This window comes from Brevundimonas sp. 374, assembly GCF_900102995.1.
Classification (GTDB): domain Bacteria; phylum Pseudomonadota; class Alphaproteobacteria; order Caulobacterales; family Caulobacteraceae; genus Brevundimonas; species Brevundimonas vesicularis_C.
In genome coordinates this window covers 125,566-140,692 of sequence record NZ_FNKT01000002.1, presented here as the reverse complement: position 1 = coordinate 140,692, position 15,127 = coordinate 125,566, and the positions used below count along the sequence as shown (strand labels likewise).

The window sequence follows — 15,127 nt, the reverse complement described above, 5'->3', positions numbered from 1 at the left end:
GCTCGTGAGCGGCAGTATGGCGTTTTCGAACCGCCTGCTGCGTCTGACAGCTGGACTCGGTCAGCGTGGGCCAGTGTGGCAGATGAATCCGCAGCCTGTGACCTTGAATGGTCGAGCGCCTAGCATCATCCACGCCAGCTTCGAGTCCCTTGTCCAATCGCATAACGGCACGCTCGGTAGCCTTTGGGAGAACGAGCATGGTCTGAACGGCGAGTTCTGCTTTGAACCTGCCTATTTTGATTTGCTGCAGCAGGCCGCGCTTTCGGCGGCAGACCTTGAACTCACCGTGATCTTCGGCGCACGCGACCAACAGGTCGAGACGCTGATGTTAACGCTCCAACACAAGACCGCCTGATGCCCCAGCTGCTTCTCGAAATCTTCTCCGAAGAAATCCCCGCCCGGATGCAGCAGGGCGCGGCGCGCGACCTGGAGCGGATGGTCTCCGACCGTCTGAAGGCCGCCGGCCTGACGTGGGAGGCGCTGACGACCTATGCCGGTCCGCGCCGCCTGACCCTGGTCATCGACGGCCTGCCCACGGCCACGCCGGACCGCGAGGAAGAGATCAAGGGCCCTCGCGCCTCCGCCCCAGAACAGGCGCTGGAAGGCTTCCTGCGCAAGACCGGCCTGACGCGCGATCAATTGACCGAGCGCGACGGCGTCCTGTTCGCCGTCCTGTCGTCCAAGGGCCGCGCCACGACCGATCTGGTTGCCGAGACGGTCGATCAGGTCATCCGCACCTTCCCCTGGCCCAAGTCGATGCGCTGGGGTTCCGGAACCCTGCGCTGGGTGCGTCCGATCAAGCGCATCCTGTGCCTGTTCGACGGCAAGGTGGTGCCGTTCGAGATCGACGGGATTCAATCCGACGCCATCACCGAGGGCCACCGTTTCCTCGGCTCGGGCCAACTTCTGAAGGTCAGCGACTTCGTGGACTACCGCACCCAGCTGGAGCGGGAGTTCGTCCTGCTGGACGTGGCCGACCGCAAGCTGCGGATCCTGGAACAGGCCAAGGCCGCCTGCGCCGCGCGCGGCCTGGTGCTGGTCGACGACGACGGCCTGCTGGACGAGGTGGCGGGCTTGGCCGAATGGCCGACCCCGATCCTGGGCGACATGGACCCGCAGTTCCTGGCCCTTCCGCCCGAGGTCGTTCGCCTGTCGATGAAGGTGCACCAGAAATATTTTGCCGTCCGCGATCCGTCGAAGGAGGGCCTGGCCCCCAACTTCCTGGTCGTCGCCAATGTCGAGGCCACCGACGGCGGCAAGGCCCTGGCCGCCGGCAACAGCCGCGTCCTGTCCGCCCGCCTGAACGACGCCCGCTTTTTCTGGGACGAGGATCAGAAGGTCGGCTTCGACGCCTGGAACGAAAAGCTGAAGGGCGTCACCTTCCACGCCAAACTGGGCACGCTTGCCGAGCGCGTCGAGCGCATCGCGGCGCTCGCCCGCGAGATCGCCCCCCTGGTCGGCGCCGATGCGGATCAGGCCGAAACCGCCGCCCGCCTGTGCAAGGCCGATCTGGCCAGCGGCATGGTCGGCGAGTTCCCGGAACTGCAGGGGATCATGGGCGGCTATTACGCGCGTCTCGCCGGCTATCCCGACGCCGTCGCCGACGCCGTCCGCGACCACTACAAGCCGCAAGGCCCCGCCGACACGGTCCCGACCGCGCCGGTCACGGTCGCCGTCGCCCTGGCCGACAAGCTGGACACCCTGGTCGGCTTCTTCGCCATCGACGAAAAGCCCACGGGGTCGAAGGATCCGTTCGCGCTGCGGCGCGCGGCGTTGGGGGTGATCCGGCTGGTGCTGGAGAATGGGGCGCGCTTCGAGCTCTCTAAGCTAGTCGCTCCACATGCTGCGCGTACGTATCTGAGCATTGGAGATGCGCTTGACCGTACCCAGTTCACCGGCATTGCGGCGGAACTATTTGACGAGAAAATCTCAAAAAGTCTCGACCATCTCAAGGAAGCCAAAGCTGCTTTTGCGGAGCTACAGTCTGTAATTCGGAAGGCACTGGAAGCGCCAGATCCTCAGTGGCGTTCAGATGTAAATGGTCTAATCGCCTTCTTCGCCGACCGCCTGACCGTCCTCCTCCGCGACCAGGGCCAGCGCCACGACCTCGTCGCCGCCGTCTTCGCTCTGGGCGACGACGACCTCGTCCGCATCGTGCGCCCGGTCGAGGCCCTGGCCGCCTTCCTCGCCACCGACGACGGGGCCAATCTGCTGGCCGGCTACAAACGCGCCTCCAACATCCTCCGCGCCGAGGAGAAGAAGGGCCCGCTGCCCACCGGCATGGTCCAGACCGGCCTGCCCAATCAGCCCGAGGCCGAGACCACCCTGGCCTTCGCCGTCGGCGCCGCCCGCACCGCCGTCGAGTCCGCGCTGGAGGCCGAGGACTTCGCCGCCGCCATGACGGCCTTGGCGCGCCTGCGCGCGCCCGTGGACCGCTTCTTCGACGACGTTCTGGTTAACTCCGACGTCCCCGCTGAACGCGAGAACCGCCTGAAGCTGCTGGGCCAGGTTCGAGACGTCATGGGCCAGGTCGCCGACTTCGGCCAGATCGCGGGGTAGGGCAGAATCCCTCCGTCTCTCCGCTGCGCTCCGAGCCACCTCCCCATGGAATGGGGAGGAGACGGAACTTCGCCGCATCGTCTCCTCCCCACGCGTGGGGAGGGGGACCGCGTAGCGGTGGAGGGGCTCTTAGCCTCGGATTCGGTCTCTCGCCCTGTCGGCGATGAAATCGAGCACGTCGCCTAAGTCCACCCGCACCTGTTCGGCCGAGACGCGGATGACCGCAATGCCCTGGGTCGCAAGCCAGCGTGTGCGCCGGGCGTCGTGTTCGCCTCGGCCTTCATGGCTTTCGCCGTCCACCTCGACGGCCAGCATCGCCTCGGCGCAATAGAAGTCGAGCACATAGATGCCCGCCGGATGCTGACGGCGAAATTTCAGCCCGTCCAGCGCGCGGCGGCGCAGGTGGACCCACAGTCGGGCTTCGGGCGGGGTCAGGGCGCGGCGCAGGATGCGGGCGCGCGAGACGGAGCCTTGGTGCGTCAAGAACCCCCTCCACCGCTTCGCGGTCCCCCTCCCCATTTCAAGGGAGGGGACGATGACGTCAAGGTTGTGCGCGCACGTCGCTAGGAAACCGCAAACCCCCTCACGCATTGTTACATCCGCAATGGTCAAGGCCGCTCTCACGCGCTAGATCATGCTGCATGTGCGAGCGGGGCCAACCCGCCGGACGATCCGAAAAGCTCAGGGACTGCATGATGACTCAGTGGGTGTACGGCTTCGGCGGAGGCTCCGCCGACGGCGACGCGTCGATGAAGAACCTTCTCGGCGGCAAGGGCGCCAATCTGGCGGAAATGTCGTCGCTGGGTCTGCCGGTTCCCCCGGGTTTCACCGTCACCACCGAGGTCTGCACCCACTATTACGCCAACAACGAGACCTATCCGGCCGATCTGGACGCCCAGGTCCAGGCCGCCCTGGCCAAGGTCGAGGGCGTGGTCGGCAAGACGTTCGGCGATGTCGACAACCCGCTGCTGGTCTCGGTGCGGTCCGGCGCGCGCGCGTCCATGCCGGGCATGATGGACACGGTGCTGAACCTGGGCCTGAACGACCAGACGGTCGAGGGCTTGGCCAAGCTGTCGGGCGACCGTCGCTTCGCCTTCGACAGCTATCGCCGCTTCATCACCATGTATTCCAACGTCGTGCTGGGCCTCAGCCACGACGACTTCGAAGAGGTGCTGGATCAGCACAAGGATCGCCTGGGCGTCACGGTCGACACCGACCTGACCGCCGCCGATTGGGAGAAGGTGGTCGCCGATTACAAGGCCGTGGTCGAGCGCGAGCTGGGTCACGCCTTCCCGCAGGATCCCAAGGACCAGCTGTGGGGCGCCGTGGGCGCCGTGTTCGAAAGCTGGATGAACGACCGGGCGAAATTCTATCGCCGCATGCACGACATTCCCGAAAGCTGGGGCACGGCCGTCAATGTCCAGTCGATGGTGTTCGGCAATATGGGCGAGACGTCGGCGACCGGCGTGGCCTTTACCCGCAACCCCTCGACCGGCGAGGCGCGCCTGTACGGCGAGTTCCTGATCAACGCCCAGGGCGAAGACGTGGTCGCGGGCATCCGCACGCCGCAGTCCCTGACCAAGATCGGGCGCGAGGAGATGGGCGAGACCGCCCCCTCGATGGAAGAGGCCATGCCCGAGGTGTTCGCCCAGTTCGTCGACGTCGTCGGCAAGCTGGAAAGCCACTACCGCGACATGCAGGACATCGAGTTCACGGTCGAACAGGGCCGTCTGTGGATGCTGCAGACCCGCAACGGCAAGCGCACCGCCAAGTCGGCGCTGAAGGTCGCCGTCGATCTGGCCGCCGAGGGCGTGATCTCTCAGGAAGAGGCCATCAGCCGGGTCGAGCCGTCGGCGTTGGACCAGCTGCTGCACCCGACGCTGGACCCCAATGCGGCGCGCACCGTGGTCGCCGCCGGCCTGCCGGCGTCGCCCGGCGCCGCGACCGGCAAGATCGTCTTCGACGCCGACGAGGCCGAGCGCATGTCGGGTCTGGGCGAAGCGGTCATCCTGGTGCGCGAAGAGACCAGTCCCGAAGATATTCACGGCATGCATGCGGCGCGCGGCATCGTCACCGCCCGCGGCGGCATGACCAGCCACGCCGCCGTCGTGGCGCGCGGCATGGGCCGGGCCTGCGTCTCGGGCGCTGGCGAGATCCATATCGACGAGGCCAAGGGCACCTTCACCGCGCGCGGCCGCACCTTCAAGGCCGGCGAGGTCATCACCATCGACGGCTCCAAGGGCGAGGTGCTGGACGGCGCCGTGCCGATGATCGAGCCGGAACTGACCGGCGACTTCCAGACCCTGATGGGCTGGGCCGACAAGGTGCGCCGCCTGAAGGTCCGCGCCAACGCCGAGACCCCGCTGGACGCCAAGACCGCGCGCGGCTTCGGCGCCGAGGGCATCGGCCTGTGCCGCACCGAGCATATGTTCTTCGACGACACCCGGATCGCCGCCGTGCGCGAGATGATCCTGGCCGACGACGAGAAGGGCCGTCGCGCTGCGCTCGCCAAGATCGCGCCGTTCCAGAAGTCGGACTTCGTCGAACTGTTCGAGATCATGGCCGGCCTGCCGGTGACGGTGCGCCTGCTGGACCCGCCGCTGCACGAGTTCATCCCGCACACCGAGGAAGACATCGACGCCCTGGCCGCCTCGTCCGGCATCGACGCCGAGAAGCTGAAGCGTCGCGCCAAGGAGCTGCACGAGACCAACCCCATGCTGGGCCATCGCGGCTGCCGCCTGGGCGTCGCCTATCCCGAAATCTACGAGATGCAGGTCCGCGCCATCATCGAGGCGGCGCTGGAGGTCAAGCAGAAGTCCGGCGCCGCGCCCCTGCCGGAGATCATGCACCCGCTGGTCGCCCTGGGCCTGGAGATGAAATATCTGCGCGAGCTGACCGACCGCACGGCCAAGGCCGTGTTCGAGGAGACGCGCCAGAGCATCGACTATCTGGTCGGCACGATGATCGAACTGCCGCGTGCCGCCATCCGCGCCGGGGACCTGGCCGAATACGCCCAGTTCTTCAGCTTCGGCACCAATGACCTGACCCAGACGACGTTCGGCATTTCGCGTGACGATTCCGGCCGGTTCCTGCAGGCCTATCTGGACAAGGGCATCTTCGAAACCGATCCCTTCGTGCGGCTGGACCAGGACGGCGTCGGCGGCCTGATCGAGATCGCCGCCGAACGCGGGCGCAAGGTCCGGCCCGAGGTCAAGCTGGGCATCTGCGGCGAACATGGCGGCGACCCCTCGTCGATCGCTTTCTGCGAACAGGCAGGGCTGGATTACGTCTCCTGCTCGCCCTACCGCGTGCCGATCGCCCGTCTGGCGGCGGCCCAAGCCGCGCTGAACGTGGAGCGCGAGAAGGACCGCTAGGCCTTCTTAGCAAGACGAACCGAAGAAGAGCGGTCTCTGTCGAGGCCGCCCTTTTTGCTGCGGCGCCACAAAGTCGCCGATCTTGACGGAACGTTGTATGTGTCCCGGCGTCCACAGGCATTCGTCGTGTTTTCGCGCCTCTGGAACAGATGACGCCGTGACCTATTTAAGCACTCGCTGGATGGGGCTGATGATCGGTCTGTTCATCACATCTAGGAGTTAATAAGAAACAATGCGTAACATTCTTCTCGCTGCTGTCGCCGTTTCCGCAATCGCCGCTCCGGCCTTTGCTCAAACCAATCCCGAGCCGCGCGGTTACGGCTCGCTGGGCTACACTCATCTTGAAGGCGACAATGCAACGACGGGCGCTGTCACCGGTCGTCTTGGCGTCAACCTCAACCGTTACATCGCTGTGGAAACCGAAGCCTCGGTCGGCGTGAAGCATGACGACTTCACCGTCGCGGGCGTCGATGGCGAGATCAAACATGAGTGGGACGCCGCCGGTTACGTGGTCGGCAAGGTGCCGGTCTCTGACAAGCTGGAACTGTTCGCACGCGGCGGCTACGGCCACACCGAGCTGAAGCAGAAGTTCCCGGGCGCCAACACCGACGTGGGCGGCGACAGCTGGAACTACGGCGCGGGCGCCAACTACTACCTGGACGGCGTCAACGGCGTCCGCGCCGACTGGACCCGTCGCGACTACCGCGACAACGGTGGTGAAGCCGACGCCTATTCGGTCAGCTACATCCGTCGCTTCTGATCTGATCGATCAGTCCTAACGACGAAGGCGCGCTCCGCAGGGAGCGCGCCTTTTTCGTTCAGGACATTCAAATCAGCCGAAGTCGCCGGCCAGGGCCCAACGCTGCGAGCCTTCGCCGAACGGGCGAACGAACCAGTCGCGATAGTATTCAAAGGTCTCGATGATCTTTTGTCGAAGATCGGGCGGGTTGACCGCCTCGCCGCGCTGGCGCTTCATCGCCGCCACGCAATCGACCACCATGTTCTGATGCGCCGAGCCACCCATGCTCTTCAACACGGTGGCGATATCATGAGCCAAGCTTTCCAGGACCTGCTTGGGCGTCTTGTGAGCCATCTGGGACATCCCCTGTTCTCGACAGGAGAATGCGTGACAAAAAGTCGTGAAAGATTCAAGCGTGGCCGGGCGAGAATCATCATGGATGCGAATTAACCTGACATAACGCGGGTCGCGCGGTTTGGTTCTCTCAAGGGAGAAAACCATGACGAATTTCGATCCGGCGGCCGCGACGGCCCAATGGCTGGCGACCTTGTCGCCCCAGGAAACGGCCCGCGCGATCGCCTATACCCACGGCTCGCATTGGCTGATCCTGTGGAGCTTCCTGGTCTCGGCCCTGGTCGCCTGGATCATCGTGCGCACCGGCCTGCTGGTCGCGATCCGCAGCCGGATCGAACGTCGCCGTCGTCGGCCGATCCTGGCCAGTTTCGTCGTCGCCCTGGTCTATTCGGCCATGAGTTGGGCGCTGACCCTGCCGTGGGCGATCTATCAGGGCTGGTGGCGAGAGAAACAGTATGGACTGATCAGCCAGTCCCTGGGCGGCTGGCTGGGCGAGGCCGTGATCGGCGCAGCGATTTCGGTCGTGGCGACCTCGCTGCTGCTCGTGGCGATCTATGCCCTGATCCGGCGCGCGCGTCGGTTCTGGTGGGCCTGGGCGGCCGGCGTGACGGCGGCCTTCATCGTCATCGGCCTAGTGCTCGCGCCCCTGGTGATCGAGCCGATCTTCAACACCTATACGCCCGCGCCGAACGGGCCGGTGCGCGACGCCGTCGTGACCCTGGCCAAACAGACGGGCACGCCGTCGGACAAGATTTTCATCTACGACGGCTCCAAACAGTCCGACCGCTACACCGCCAATGTCTCGGGCCTGTTCGGTACGGCGCGGGTGGCGATGAGCGACACCATGTTCAAACAGGGCGCGGATCTGGCCGAGGTGCGCGGCGTGGTGGGCCATGAGATGGGCCACTACGTCCGAGCACACATTCTCTGGACCGTCGGCATTCTGGTCCTCCTGTCGGTGCTGGCCTTCTGGCTGACCGACCGGCTATATCCCGTGGCGCATCGTTTGCTGAGGGCGGATCGCGTGGGCGACATCTCCGACCCTGCGGGCCTACCGGTCCTGGCTTTGGTGCTGGCCTTCCTGGGCGTGCTGGGCACGCCGGTCTTCGCCACGATGACCCGCACGATGGAGGAGGACGCCGACCACTTTTCGCTGGTTCACGCCAATGAACCGGACGGTCTGTCCAAGGCCCTGATCAAGACCGCCGAATACCGCGCGCCATCGCCGTCTGCGATCGAGGAGTTCCTGTTCTACGATCACCCCAGCGTCGAGAACCGCATTCGCCGCGCCATGGAATGGAAGGCGACGCATCCCGCCCAAGCCTCGGCAGGGCAACCGACGCGTCGCTAGGGCATTGAAGGCTTCGCCATTCCAAGCGGAGCCTTCGCCCCATGATCGACCTCTATCGCGGCCTCGGCCTGGGCGTTCCGGCCCTGATGGACATCGCGCCCCTGATCGCGCGGGTCGTGGTCGGGGGAATGTTCTTCCTGTCCGGCTTCTACAAGCTGTTCACCCCGGCCCAGGCCGAGAAGATGAGCAAGACGATGGTCGAGGCCGGCATCGCCGCGCCGCGCCAGACCGCCAAGTTCGTCTCGGTGTGCGAGTTCGCCTTTGGCGCCCTGCTCATCATGGGCCTGTTCACCAGCCTGGCGGCCCTGGTGCTGCTGATCATCAGCCTGGTCGCCCTGGTGACCGTGGCGTCAAAGTCGGTGGAGGGGACCAGCCTCGGCTATCGCCTCTCCAGCTATTTCGATCTGCCCGAGACCTTGCTGATGGTCATTCTGATCTGGCTGATCGCCAATGGACCGGGGCTGTGGAGCCTGGACTTCGTCCTGTTCCTGCCCCGGCTTTAAGGCTTCAGGCCGCGCGCTTCCTGACGAAGACCGTCCCGGCGGAATAGCCGGCGCCGAAGCTGCAGATCAGCCCCATCTCGCCCGCCTCGAACCCGTCGTTGTGCAGGTGGAAGGCGATGATCGAGCCGGCCGAGGAGGTGTTGGCGTATTCGTCCAGGATGATGACGTTCTCGTCCGCCGAGGGTTCGCGACCCAGCACCTTCTTGCCGATCATCGTGTTCATGTTGATGTTGGCCTGGTGCAGCCACAGGCGCTTTAGCGCGTGCGGATCCAGGCCCAGTTCGCCGGCGTGATCCACGATCATGTCCGACACCATCGGCACCACGTCGCGGAAGACCTTGCGGCCCTGCTGGATGAACAGCTTGTCGTTCTGGACGCTGTCGTCGGCTTCGGGGCTGTCCAGATGTGCGGTGTCGCGCGCGTTGCGGTTCAAGAAGCCGAAGTTGTTGCGGATGTTGTTGGAGAAGGTCGTCTTCAGCCGCGTGCCCAGCACGTCCCAGCCGCCCGGTCCCGCCGTATCCGACGACTCCACGATGACTGCGGTGGCCACGTCACCGAAGATGAAATGGCTGTCGCGGTCGGTGAAGTTCAGGTGGGCCGAACAGACCTCCGGATTGACCATCAGCACCGCCTTGACCGAGCCGCCGGCGATGAAGTCCGCCGCCGTCTTGATGCCGAAGGTCGCCGAGCTGCACGCCACATTCATGTCGAAGGCGAAGCCCTCGATGCCCAGGGCCTGCTGAACCTCGATGGCCATGGCCGGATAGGCGCGCTGCATGTTCGACGCGGCGCACAGGACGGCTCCGATCTCGCTGACCGGCTTGCCCCACGCCTCGATCGCCTGACGCGCCGCCTTGACCGCCATTTCGGCCAGGATCGAGATTTCGTCGTTGGAGCGTTCGGCCAGGTTCGGCGCCATCCGCTCGGGATCGATGATCCCGGCCTTGTCCAGCACGAACCGGCTCTTGATGCCCGACGCCTTCTCGATGAACTCGGGCGAGGAGTGCGACTTGGCCTCCAGTTCGCCGGCCTCGATCTGGGCGGCGTGGCGCGCGTTCCAGCCGTCGGCCCAGGTGTTGTAGCTGTCGACCAGTTCGGCGTTGGAGACCGATTGTTCGGGGGTGAAGAGGCCGGTTGAGGCGATGACGGCGTGGGTCACTTTGGTTTTTGTTCCTATCGCTCGGCCCTTGGGGCCTCGCTGCTTGAGGACAGTCCGTTTCCTATCAGAACGCGTCAATAGGACGGCGGCGGCCTGCGGTCGAGACTGGCGATGATCCCGGCGGCCCAGCGCTGCACCTGACCGCGCGGCGCCTTGGGCGTCGGCTGATCGCGCGCGGCGATCAGCCGGTCCACCAGATCCTCGGCCTCACAGGGCCAGCCCTCGGGCGTGACATACAGGGGATAGGCGATCAGGGCGGCGTGGACCAGGTGATCGACGCCGGCGCGGCGGCTGCGGCGCTCGAAGGTCAGCCGATCGTTGGTCAGTCCCCATCCGGCATAGAAGGGCCGGCCATAGACCGACACCGCTTTGCCCCGCATCAGGGCCTCGAACCCCGTCAGCGAGGTCAGGGTCGCCACCCGGCGACAGGCGTTCAGACAGTCCACGATATCCAGCCCGTCGCCCACGGCATCGACTGAGGCCATGGCCCCGGCGTCCAGCCGCCCCGGCCGGTTGCCCGCCAGCACGTCGGGGTGGTTGCGATAGACCAGAAAGGCGTCAGGATGATCGCGCCGCGCCGCCTCGACCAGGGCTGAGTTGGTGTTCAAATCCGGCGCACAGCCCAGCAAGATCGACTTGTCGTTCTCGACTTGGCCGACGACCAGCAGGATGTCGCGATCAACGGGCCAATCCGTCGGCGCCTGGCCCCTCAGATTGTATTTCGACAGGCCGGCATCGACCACGCGCGTTCGCAGGGCGGCGGCCCGCGCAAGCTGAACCGGCGACAGGTCCGAGGTCTCGATCAGGGTCTCCAGCCGCGAGGGCCGTGACGGATCATAATAGACTCCCTGATCGTCCAGGGCGACCGACAGGGCCCCGACGAAATCGGACCCCAGGCCCCGCGAACGGATGAAGCCGTCCTCCATCCGCACCGTCGGGCCGCTGAACGCAGCCGCCGCCTGACGCGTCGCCTCGCTCTCCTTGCCCGCCCACCAGATCAGCCGCCCATCGGTCGCCTTGGCGTGGGCGGCGGCGCGCGAGGGCGACATGAAATAGCGCATCGACGCCTTGGGCGAGTTCAGCAGGCGGCGCACCGGCGGGCGTTTGGCCGGCGCGAACCCCACCGCCGACCACGAGCCCGCCAGACGGTCGGCGCGGTCGCGCAGGGCGATCAGCCGCTCCAGCGCGTGTTCGGCTTCGCACCTGTCGCCCGTCACCGGATCGACATAGCGGCTGTAGGCGATCAGGGCGGCGGCGGCGACCTGTTCGATCGACCGCGCGACGCCGCGCCGTTCCGTCTGGACCGCATCAGTCGTCAGGCCCCAGCCGGAATAGAAGGGCGCCCCGAAACACCGCACCGGCAGCCCTCGCAACAGGGCCTCGAACCCCAGGGCCGAGGTGACGCAATAGACCGCATCCACCGCCGCCAGCAGGTCGGCAGGCCGTACATCCGTATCGACCAGGATGACGCCGGCCAGGTCCGCCACGCAGCCGCGCTTTCGCCCCGCCGCCACCGCCGGGTGGCGTTTGACGATCAGCTGGGCGTCCGGTTCGTCGCGCCGGGCGGCGGCGATCATCTCGTCGAAGCTCTGGGCCGTCGCGAGGCCACAGGCGATCGACGCGTCGCCGAACGTCTGGTCCACGATCAGCACGCGCCGACCAGGCTTCAGCACACCCGGATCCAGCGGCCCGCCCATATTGGTCTTGGACACGCCCGACGCCACGATCCGGTCGATCAGCCCGCGCGCCCGCGCGCTCATGGCCGCGTCGCACCAGTCGTCCGCCGTCTGGATCAGATGCTCCAGCCGACTGGCCCGCGTCGCATCATAATAGACGCCCAGGTCATCGACGATCAGGCTGAGGCTCGTCGCACCCGCCTCGCCGATGCCGACCGAACGCAAGAACCCGTCCTCCAGCGCGACATAGGGCCGCCCGTTCCTCTCGGCCCACCGTCGCCCCGCCGCCGCCGTCGGCTTCATCCCCCAGCCCAGCACAGACTGCACGTCCTCGCCCGGCAGGCGACGCAGGTCGTAGTCGGCCAGAAACACGTCGAGGAAAGGCACCTTCAGCACGCCGGGCGCACAGACCCAGGCCGGGATTTTTGAAGGCGTGTCGGAAGGTAGGGGCAAGGCGGGTCCGCTGAGGTTCGACGCGAGCTTTACGGCGGTTGCGTCAGACCCGCCAGTCACCTCCCCATTTCATGGGGAGGTGGCTCGAAGCGCAGCGAGAGACGGAGGGGCTCTTCAAATCATCACAGGCGTCTGTAGGACTTCCAGAGCCCCTCCACCGCTTCGCGGTCCCCCTCCCCACAAGTGGGGAGGATACAGGCTAGTCCGCCCGCGCCAGCAAGGCCTTGGCCTGCTCCAGATGCAGCCGTTCGACCATCGCCCCGTTCACGCGGATCGCGCCTCGCCCCTCGGCGTCTGGCGCGTCGAAGGCGGCGACGATCGCTCGCGCATCGGCGATCTCGGCTTCGGACGGCGAGAAGGCGGCGTTGGCGGCCGCGATCTGCGACGGGTGGATCAGGCTCTTGCCGTCGAACCCATACAGTCGCCCCTGCAATGCCTCGGCCGCCAGGCCTTCGGCGTCCTCGATCCGGTTGAACACCCCGTCGATGCCCAGCAAGCCATTGGCGCGCGCGGCGGCGACCAGCATGGCCAGCCACGGCTTGAACGGCTCGCGATCCGGCGACGCCCCGGTCCCCAGCGCCTTGGCCAGGTCGTTGACCCCCAGCATCAGCCCGTCCAGCGCCCCGTCCGCCGTCGCGATGTCGGCCAAGGCCATCAGCGCGCGCGGTGTCTCGATCATGGCCCACAGGGCGCAGCCCTTGGCCAGGCCGGCGGACAGGGCGTGCACGGCCTCGGGCGTCTCCACCTTCGGCGCGACGACCAATGTGGCTCCTGCCGCCTTCATCGCCGCCAGATCGTCCAGGCCCCAGTCGGTGTCCAGACCGTTGATCCGAACGCCCAGGCGTGGCCAGAACCCGCCGTCCCGAACCGCCGCGACGGCGGCGTCACGCGCGTCAGCCTTGGCCTCGGGCGCCACGGCGTCTTCCAGGTCCAGCACGGCGACATCGCAATCCAGCGTCCGCGCCTTCTCGATCGCCCGCGCATTGGAGGCCGGCAGATAAAGCACGCTGCGGACCCGGTCGCTGCGCATCAGACGCGGCCTGTCACCGGCACCAGGGCGCCGGTCATGGCCCGGCTCTCGGGCGAGGCCAGGAAAAGGATCACCGCCGCCAGATCGGCCGGCGCGACCCAGGTCGCGGGGTCGGCGTCGGGCATGTCCTTGCGGTTCGTCGGCGTGTCGATGATCGACGGCAGGACGGCGTTGACCGTCACCTTTGTGGTCTTCAACTCCTCGGCCAGCGCCTGGGTGAGGGCGTGGACCCCGGCCTTTGCCGCCCCATAGGCCCCCATGCCGGCCCCGGCCTTCAACGCGGCGGCCGAGCCGACATTGACGATCCGACCGTCGGGCGAGGCCTTCAGCGCATCAAGCGCCGCGCGACTGGCGTTCACGGCGGTCGCGACGTTCAGCGCATACATCCGGTCCCACGCCGGTTCCGCATCGTCGGTCGTCTGCCAGACGAAGCCGCCGGCGATGTTCAGCAGGGCGTCCAGCCGTCCGAACCGCGCGATCACGGCGTCGACGGCCTTCTGCGCCTGGCCGGCGTCCGTCAGATCGACCCCGCCGACCTCCAGCACGCCTTCAGGGACGGCATGGCCAGAGGCATGGTCGATCACCGCGACCTGCCAACCGGCTTTCAGCGCCGCCTCCAGCACCGCCCGGCCCAGGACGCCGTGTCCGCCCGTGATTGCCACTGTCCGCTGCATCATCCGATCCTCCATGTCGCCGGGGACCATAGAGCCGGCTGCGGCCGGATCAACCGGCCCCGATCAAGCGTCGGCGAACACCTTCGCCATCAACCGCTCCAGCGCCTTCTGATCGTCCGTATCGAAGGCGGCCGGCGTCGTCGCATCCACGTCGAACACCGCGATCAGGACGCCCGAAGCGTCGCGCACCGGCACCACGATCTCGCTGGCCGAACGGCTGTCGCAGGCGATGTGGCCAGGGAAGGCGTGCACGTCCTCGACCAACTGCGTTTGACCCGTCGCCGCCGCCGCGCCGCACACTCCGCGCCCGAACGCGATGCGCAGGCACCCCAGCGTCCCCTGATACGGCCCGACCACCAGTTCATCCGCCTTTTCCGGCGCCACGACGTAGAAGCCGGTCCAGAAATAGTGCTCGAACGCATCCGCCAGCATCGACGCCACCGTCGCCATTCGCGCCGTCACATTCGGCTCGCCGTCTAGCACGGCCAGGACTTCCGCCTCGACCTCCAGATAGCGCGCCGCCTTGTCGGCGGGACGATCGTTGCGGGCGACATAGGCCATGGAAAAACTCCGGAGCAGAACAGGCTGGCGATATAGGCGAGCGGCCGGCCGAAGGGGAGGGGCGCCGTCAATCGCCGCCGCCTGGCCGGGAACGCTTCCATGCGCCCCCGTGTTGGCGCTGGGAGACAACGACGGAGGCTCGCGTGACATCCACCCCTTCACGATCGCTCAGCCTGATCGCCGCCCTGATGCTGTCGGCCGCCGCGGCCGCCTGCGGTCAGGACGCCGGCGCGCCTGGGCCAGTTGACGCGACGCAGCCCCCCGCGCCGTCCGCGCCAGAGCCGACAGCGCCGCCTCCGGAACAGGCGAAAATCAACACGAACCCCGCCACCTCGTCGTCGGCATCCGCGACCCCCACGGCCTCGCGCAAGTCCTGCTATCTCTCGGTCGACGGTAAGGTTCTGCTCGACGGCCCCTGCCTGGTCTATCCGTTTGGCGACGGCGGCTACACGATGAACGCCTGGTCCGAGGGCAAGCCGAAGAACTCCCATTTCGCTGTCGTCGTCCTCATGGCCGACGGCACAGCCGACGCCACCTGGAACGCCGATCCCGATGACGATAAGGCCGGCGATCACTTGGGGACCGTGCGCCTCAGCGACGGCTGCTGGATCAACGACCGCGTGCGCATCTGCGCGGGATAACCGTGTTCAGGAGGGCGAGGCAGGATCCAATCCGTGCCTCAAGCTTGAGCGCA

14 protein-coding genes are annotated in these 15,127 nt (G+C 66.8%); 7 read left to right on the top strand and 7 right to left on the bottom strand.

Annotated features, from left to right (window positions below; all coding sequences use genetic code 11):
* Positions 1–16: 16 nt before the first annotated feature.
* Both BLR19_RS08060 and glyS read left to right on the top strand, forming a co-directional pair.
* Complete coding sequence (locus tag BLR19_RS08060) at positions 17–355, top strand: hypothetical protein (protein WP_091749486.1); 339 nt, start codon at positions 17–19, stop codon at positions 353–355.
* Positions 355–2,559: a glycine--tRNA ligase subunit beta gene (glyS, locus tag BLR19_RS08055; RefSeq protein WP_091749481.1), complete on the top strand. Its 2,205-nt coding sequence runs from the start codon at positions 355–357 to the stop codon at positions 2,557–2,559. The genes BLR19_RS08060 and glyS overlap by 1 nt, the downstream gene beginning before the upstream one ends.
* Before the next feature lie 129 nt (positions 2,560–2,688).
* Here glyS and BLR19_RS08050 read toward each other — a convergent pair whose 3' ends face one another.
* Positions 2,689–3,042 (bottom strand): endonuclease domain-containing protein, encoded by a 354-nt coding sequence (locus BLR19_RS08050; protein ID WP_255366534.1) that lies wholly within the window; start codon positions 3,040–3,042, stop codon positions 2,689–2,691.
* 209 nt (positions 3,043–3,251) lie between these two features.
* On the opposite strand from BLR19_RS08050, the gene ppdK reads away from it, so the two are divergent.
* Both ppdK and BLR19_RS08040 read left to right on the top strand, forming a co-directional pair.
* Positions 3,252–5,933, top strand: coding sequence for a pyruvate, phosphate dikinase (gene ppdK, locus BLR19_RS08045; protein WP_091749478.1), 2,682 nt, complete (start codon positions 3,252–3,254; stop codon positions 5,931–5,933).
* Positions 5,934–6,165: 232 nt separating this feature from the next.
* Positions 6,166–6,693, top strand: coding sequence for a porin family protein (locus BLR19_RS08040; RefSeq protein WP_039244441.1), 528 nt, complete (start codon positions 6,166–6,168; stop codon positions 6,691–6,693).
* Between the two features lie 72 nt (positions 6,694–6,765).
* Here the strand turns inward: BLR19_RS08040 and BLR19_RS08035 are convergent, their stop codons facing one another.
* Positions 6,766–7,026, bottom strand: coding sequence for a hypothetical protein (locus BLR19_RS08035; RefSeq protein WP_105625219.1), 261 nt, complete (start codon positions 7,024–7,026; stop codon positions 6,766–6,768).
* A 145-nt stretch (positions 7,027–7,171) separates the two neighbouring features.
* Between BLR19_RS08035 and BLR19_RS08030 the strand changes: the two genes are divergently transcribed.
* Together BLR19_RS08030 and BLR19_RS08025 are read left to right on the top strand one after the other, a co-directional pair.
* Entirely contained in the window at positions 7,172–8,377 is a 1,206-nt protein-coding gene (locus BLR19_RS08030) for a M48 family metallopeptidase (protein ID WP_091749475.1), read from the top strand.
* A 41-nt stretch (positions 8,378–8,418) separates the two neighbouring features.
* Positions 8,419–8,880 (top strand): DoxX family protein, encoded by a 462-nt coding sequence (locus tag BLR19_RS08025; protein ID WP_055805915.1) that lies wholly within the window; start codon positions 8,419–8,421, stop codon positions 8,878–8,880.
* A 4-nt stretch (positions 8,881–8,884) separates the two neighbouring features.
* On the opposite strand, the gene BLR19_RS08020 is transcribed toward BLR19_RS08025, so the two are convergent.
* The 5 genes from BLR19_RS08020 to BLR19_RS08000 form a co-directional block, all read right to left on the bottom strand.
* On the bottom strand, positions 8,885–10,039 hold the full coding sequence (locus tag BLR19_RS08020) for a beta-ketoacyl-ACP synthase III (RefSeq protein WP_091749472.1): 1,155 nt from the start codon (positions 10,037–10,039) through the stop codon (positions 8,885–8,887).
* A 74-nt stretch (positions 10,040–10,113) separates the two neighbouring features.
* Positions 10,114–12,168, bottom strand: a complete 2,055-nt coding sequence (locus BLR19_RS08015) for a capsular polysaccharide biosynthesis protein (protein WP_255366530.1) — start codon at positions 12,166–12,168, stop codon at positions 10,114–10,116.
* 199 nt (positions 12,169–12,367) lie between these two features.
* Entirely contained in the window at positions 12,368–13,198 is an 831-nt protein-coding gene (locus BLR19_RS08010; protein ID WP_091749466.1) for an HpcH/HpaI aldolase/citrate lyase family protein, read from the bottom strand.
* Positions 13,198–13,875, bottom strand: coding sequence for an SDR family NAD(P)-dependent oxidoreductase (locus tag BLR19_RS08005; RefSeq protein WP_091750383.1), 678 nt, complete (start codon positions 13,873–13,875; stop codon positions 13,198–13,200). The genes BLR19_RS08010 and BLR19_RS08005 overlap by 1 nt, the downstream gene beginning before the upstream one ends.
* Before the next feature lie 60 nt (positions 13,876–13,935).
* On the bottom strand, positions 13,936–14,433 hold the full coding sequence (locus tag BLR19_RS08000; protein ID WP_091749463.1) for a GAF domain-containing protein: 498 nt from the start codon (positions 14,431–14,433) through the stop codon (positions 13,936–13,938).
* 143 nt (positions 14,434–14,576) lie between these two features.
* Between BLR19_RS08000 and BLR19_RS07995 the strand changes: the two genes are divergently transcribed.
* Entirely contained in the window at positions 14,577–15,074 is a 498-nt protein-coding gene (locus tag BLR19_RS07995; protein ID WP_143007349.1) for a hypothetical protein, read from the top strand.
* Positions 15,075–15,127 lie beyond the last annotated feature (53 nt).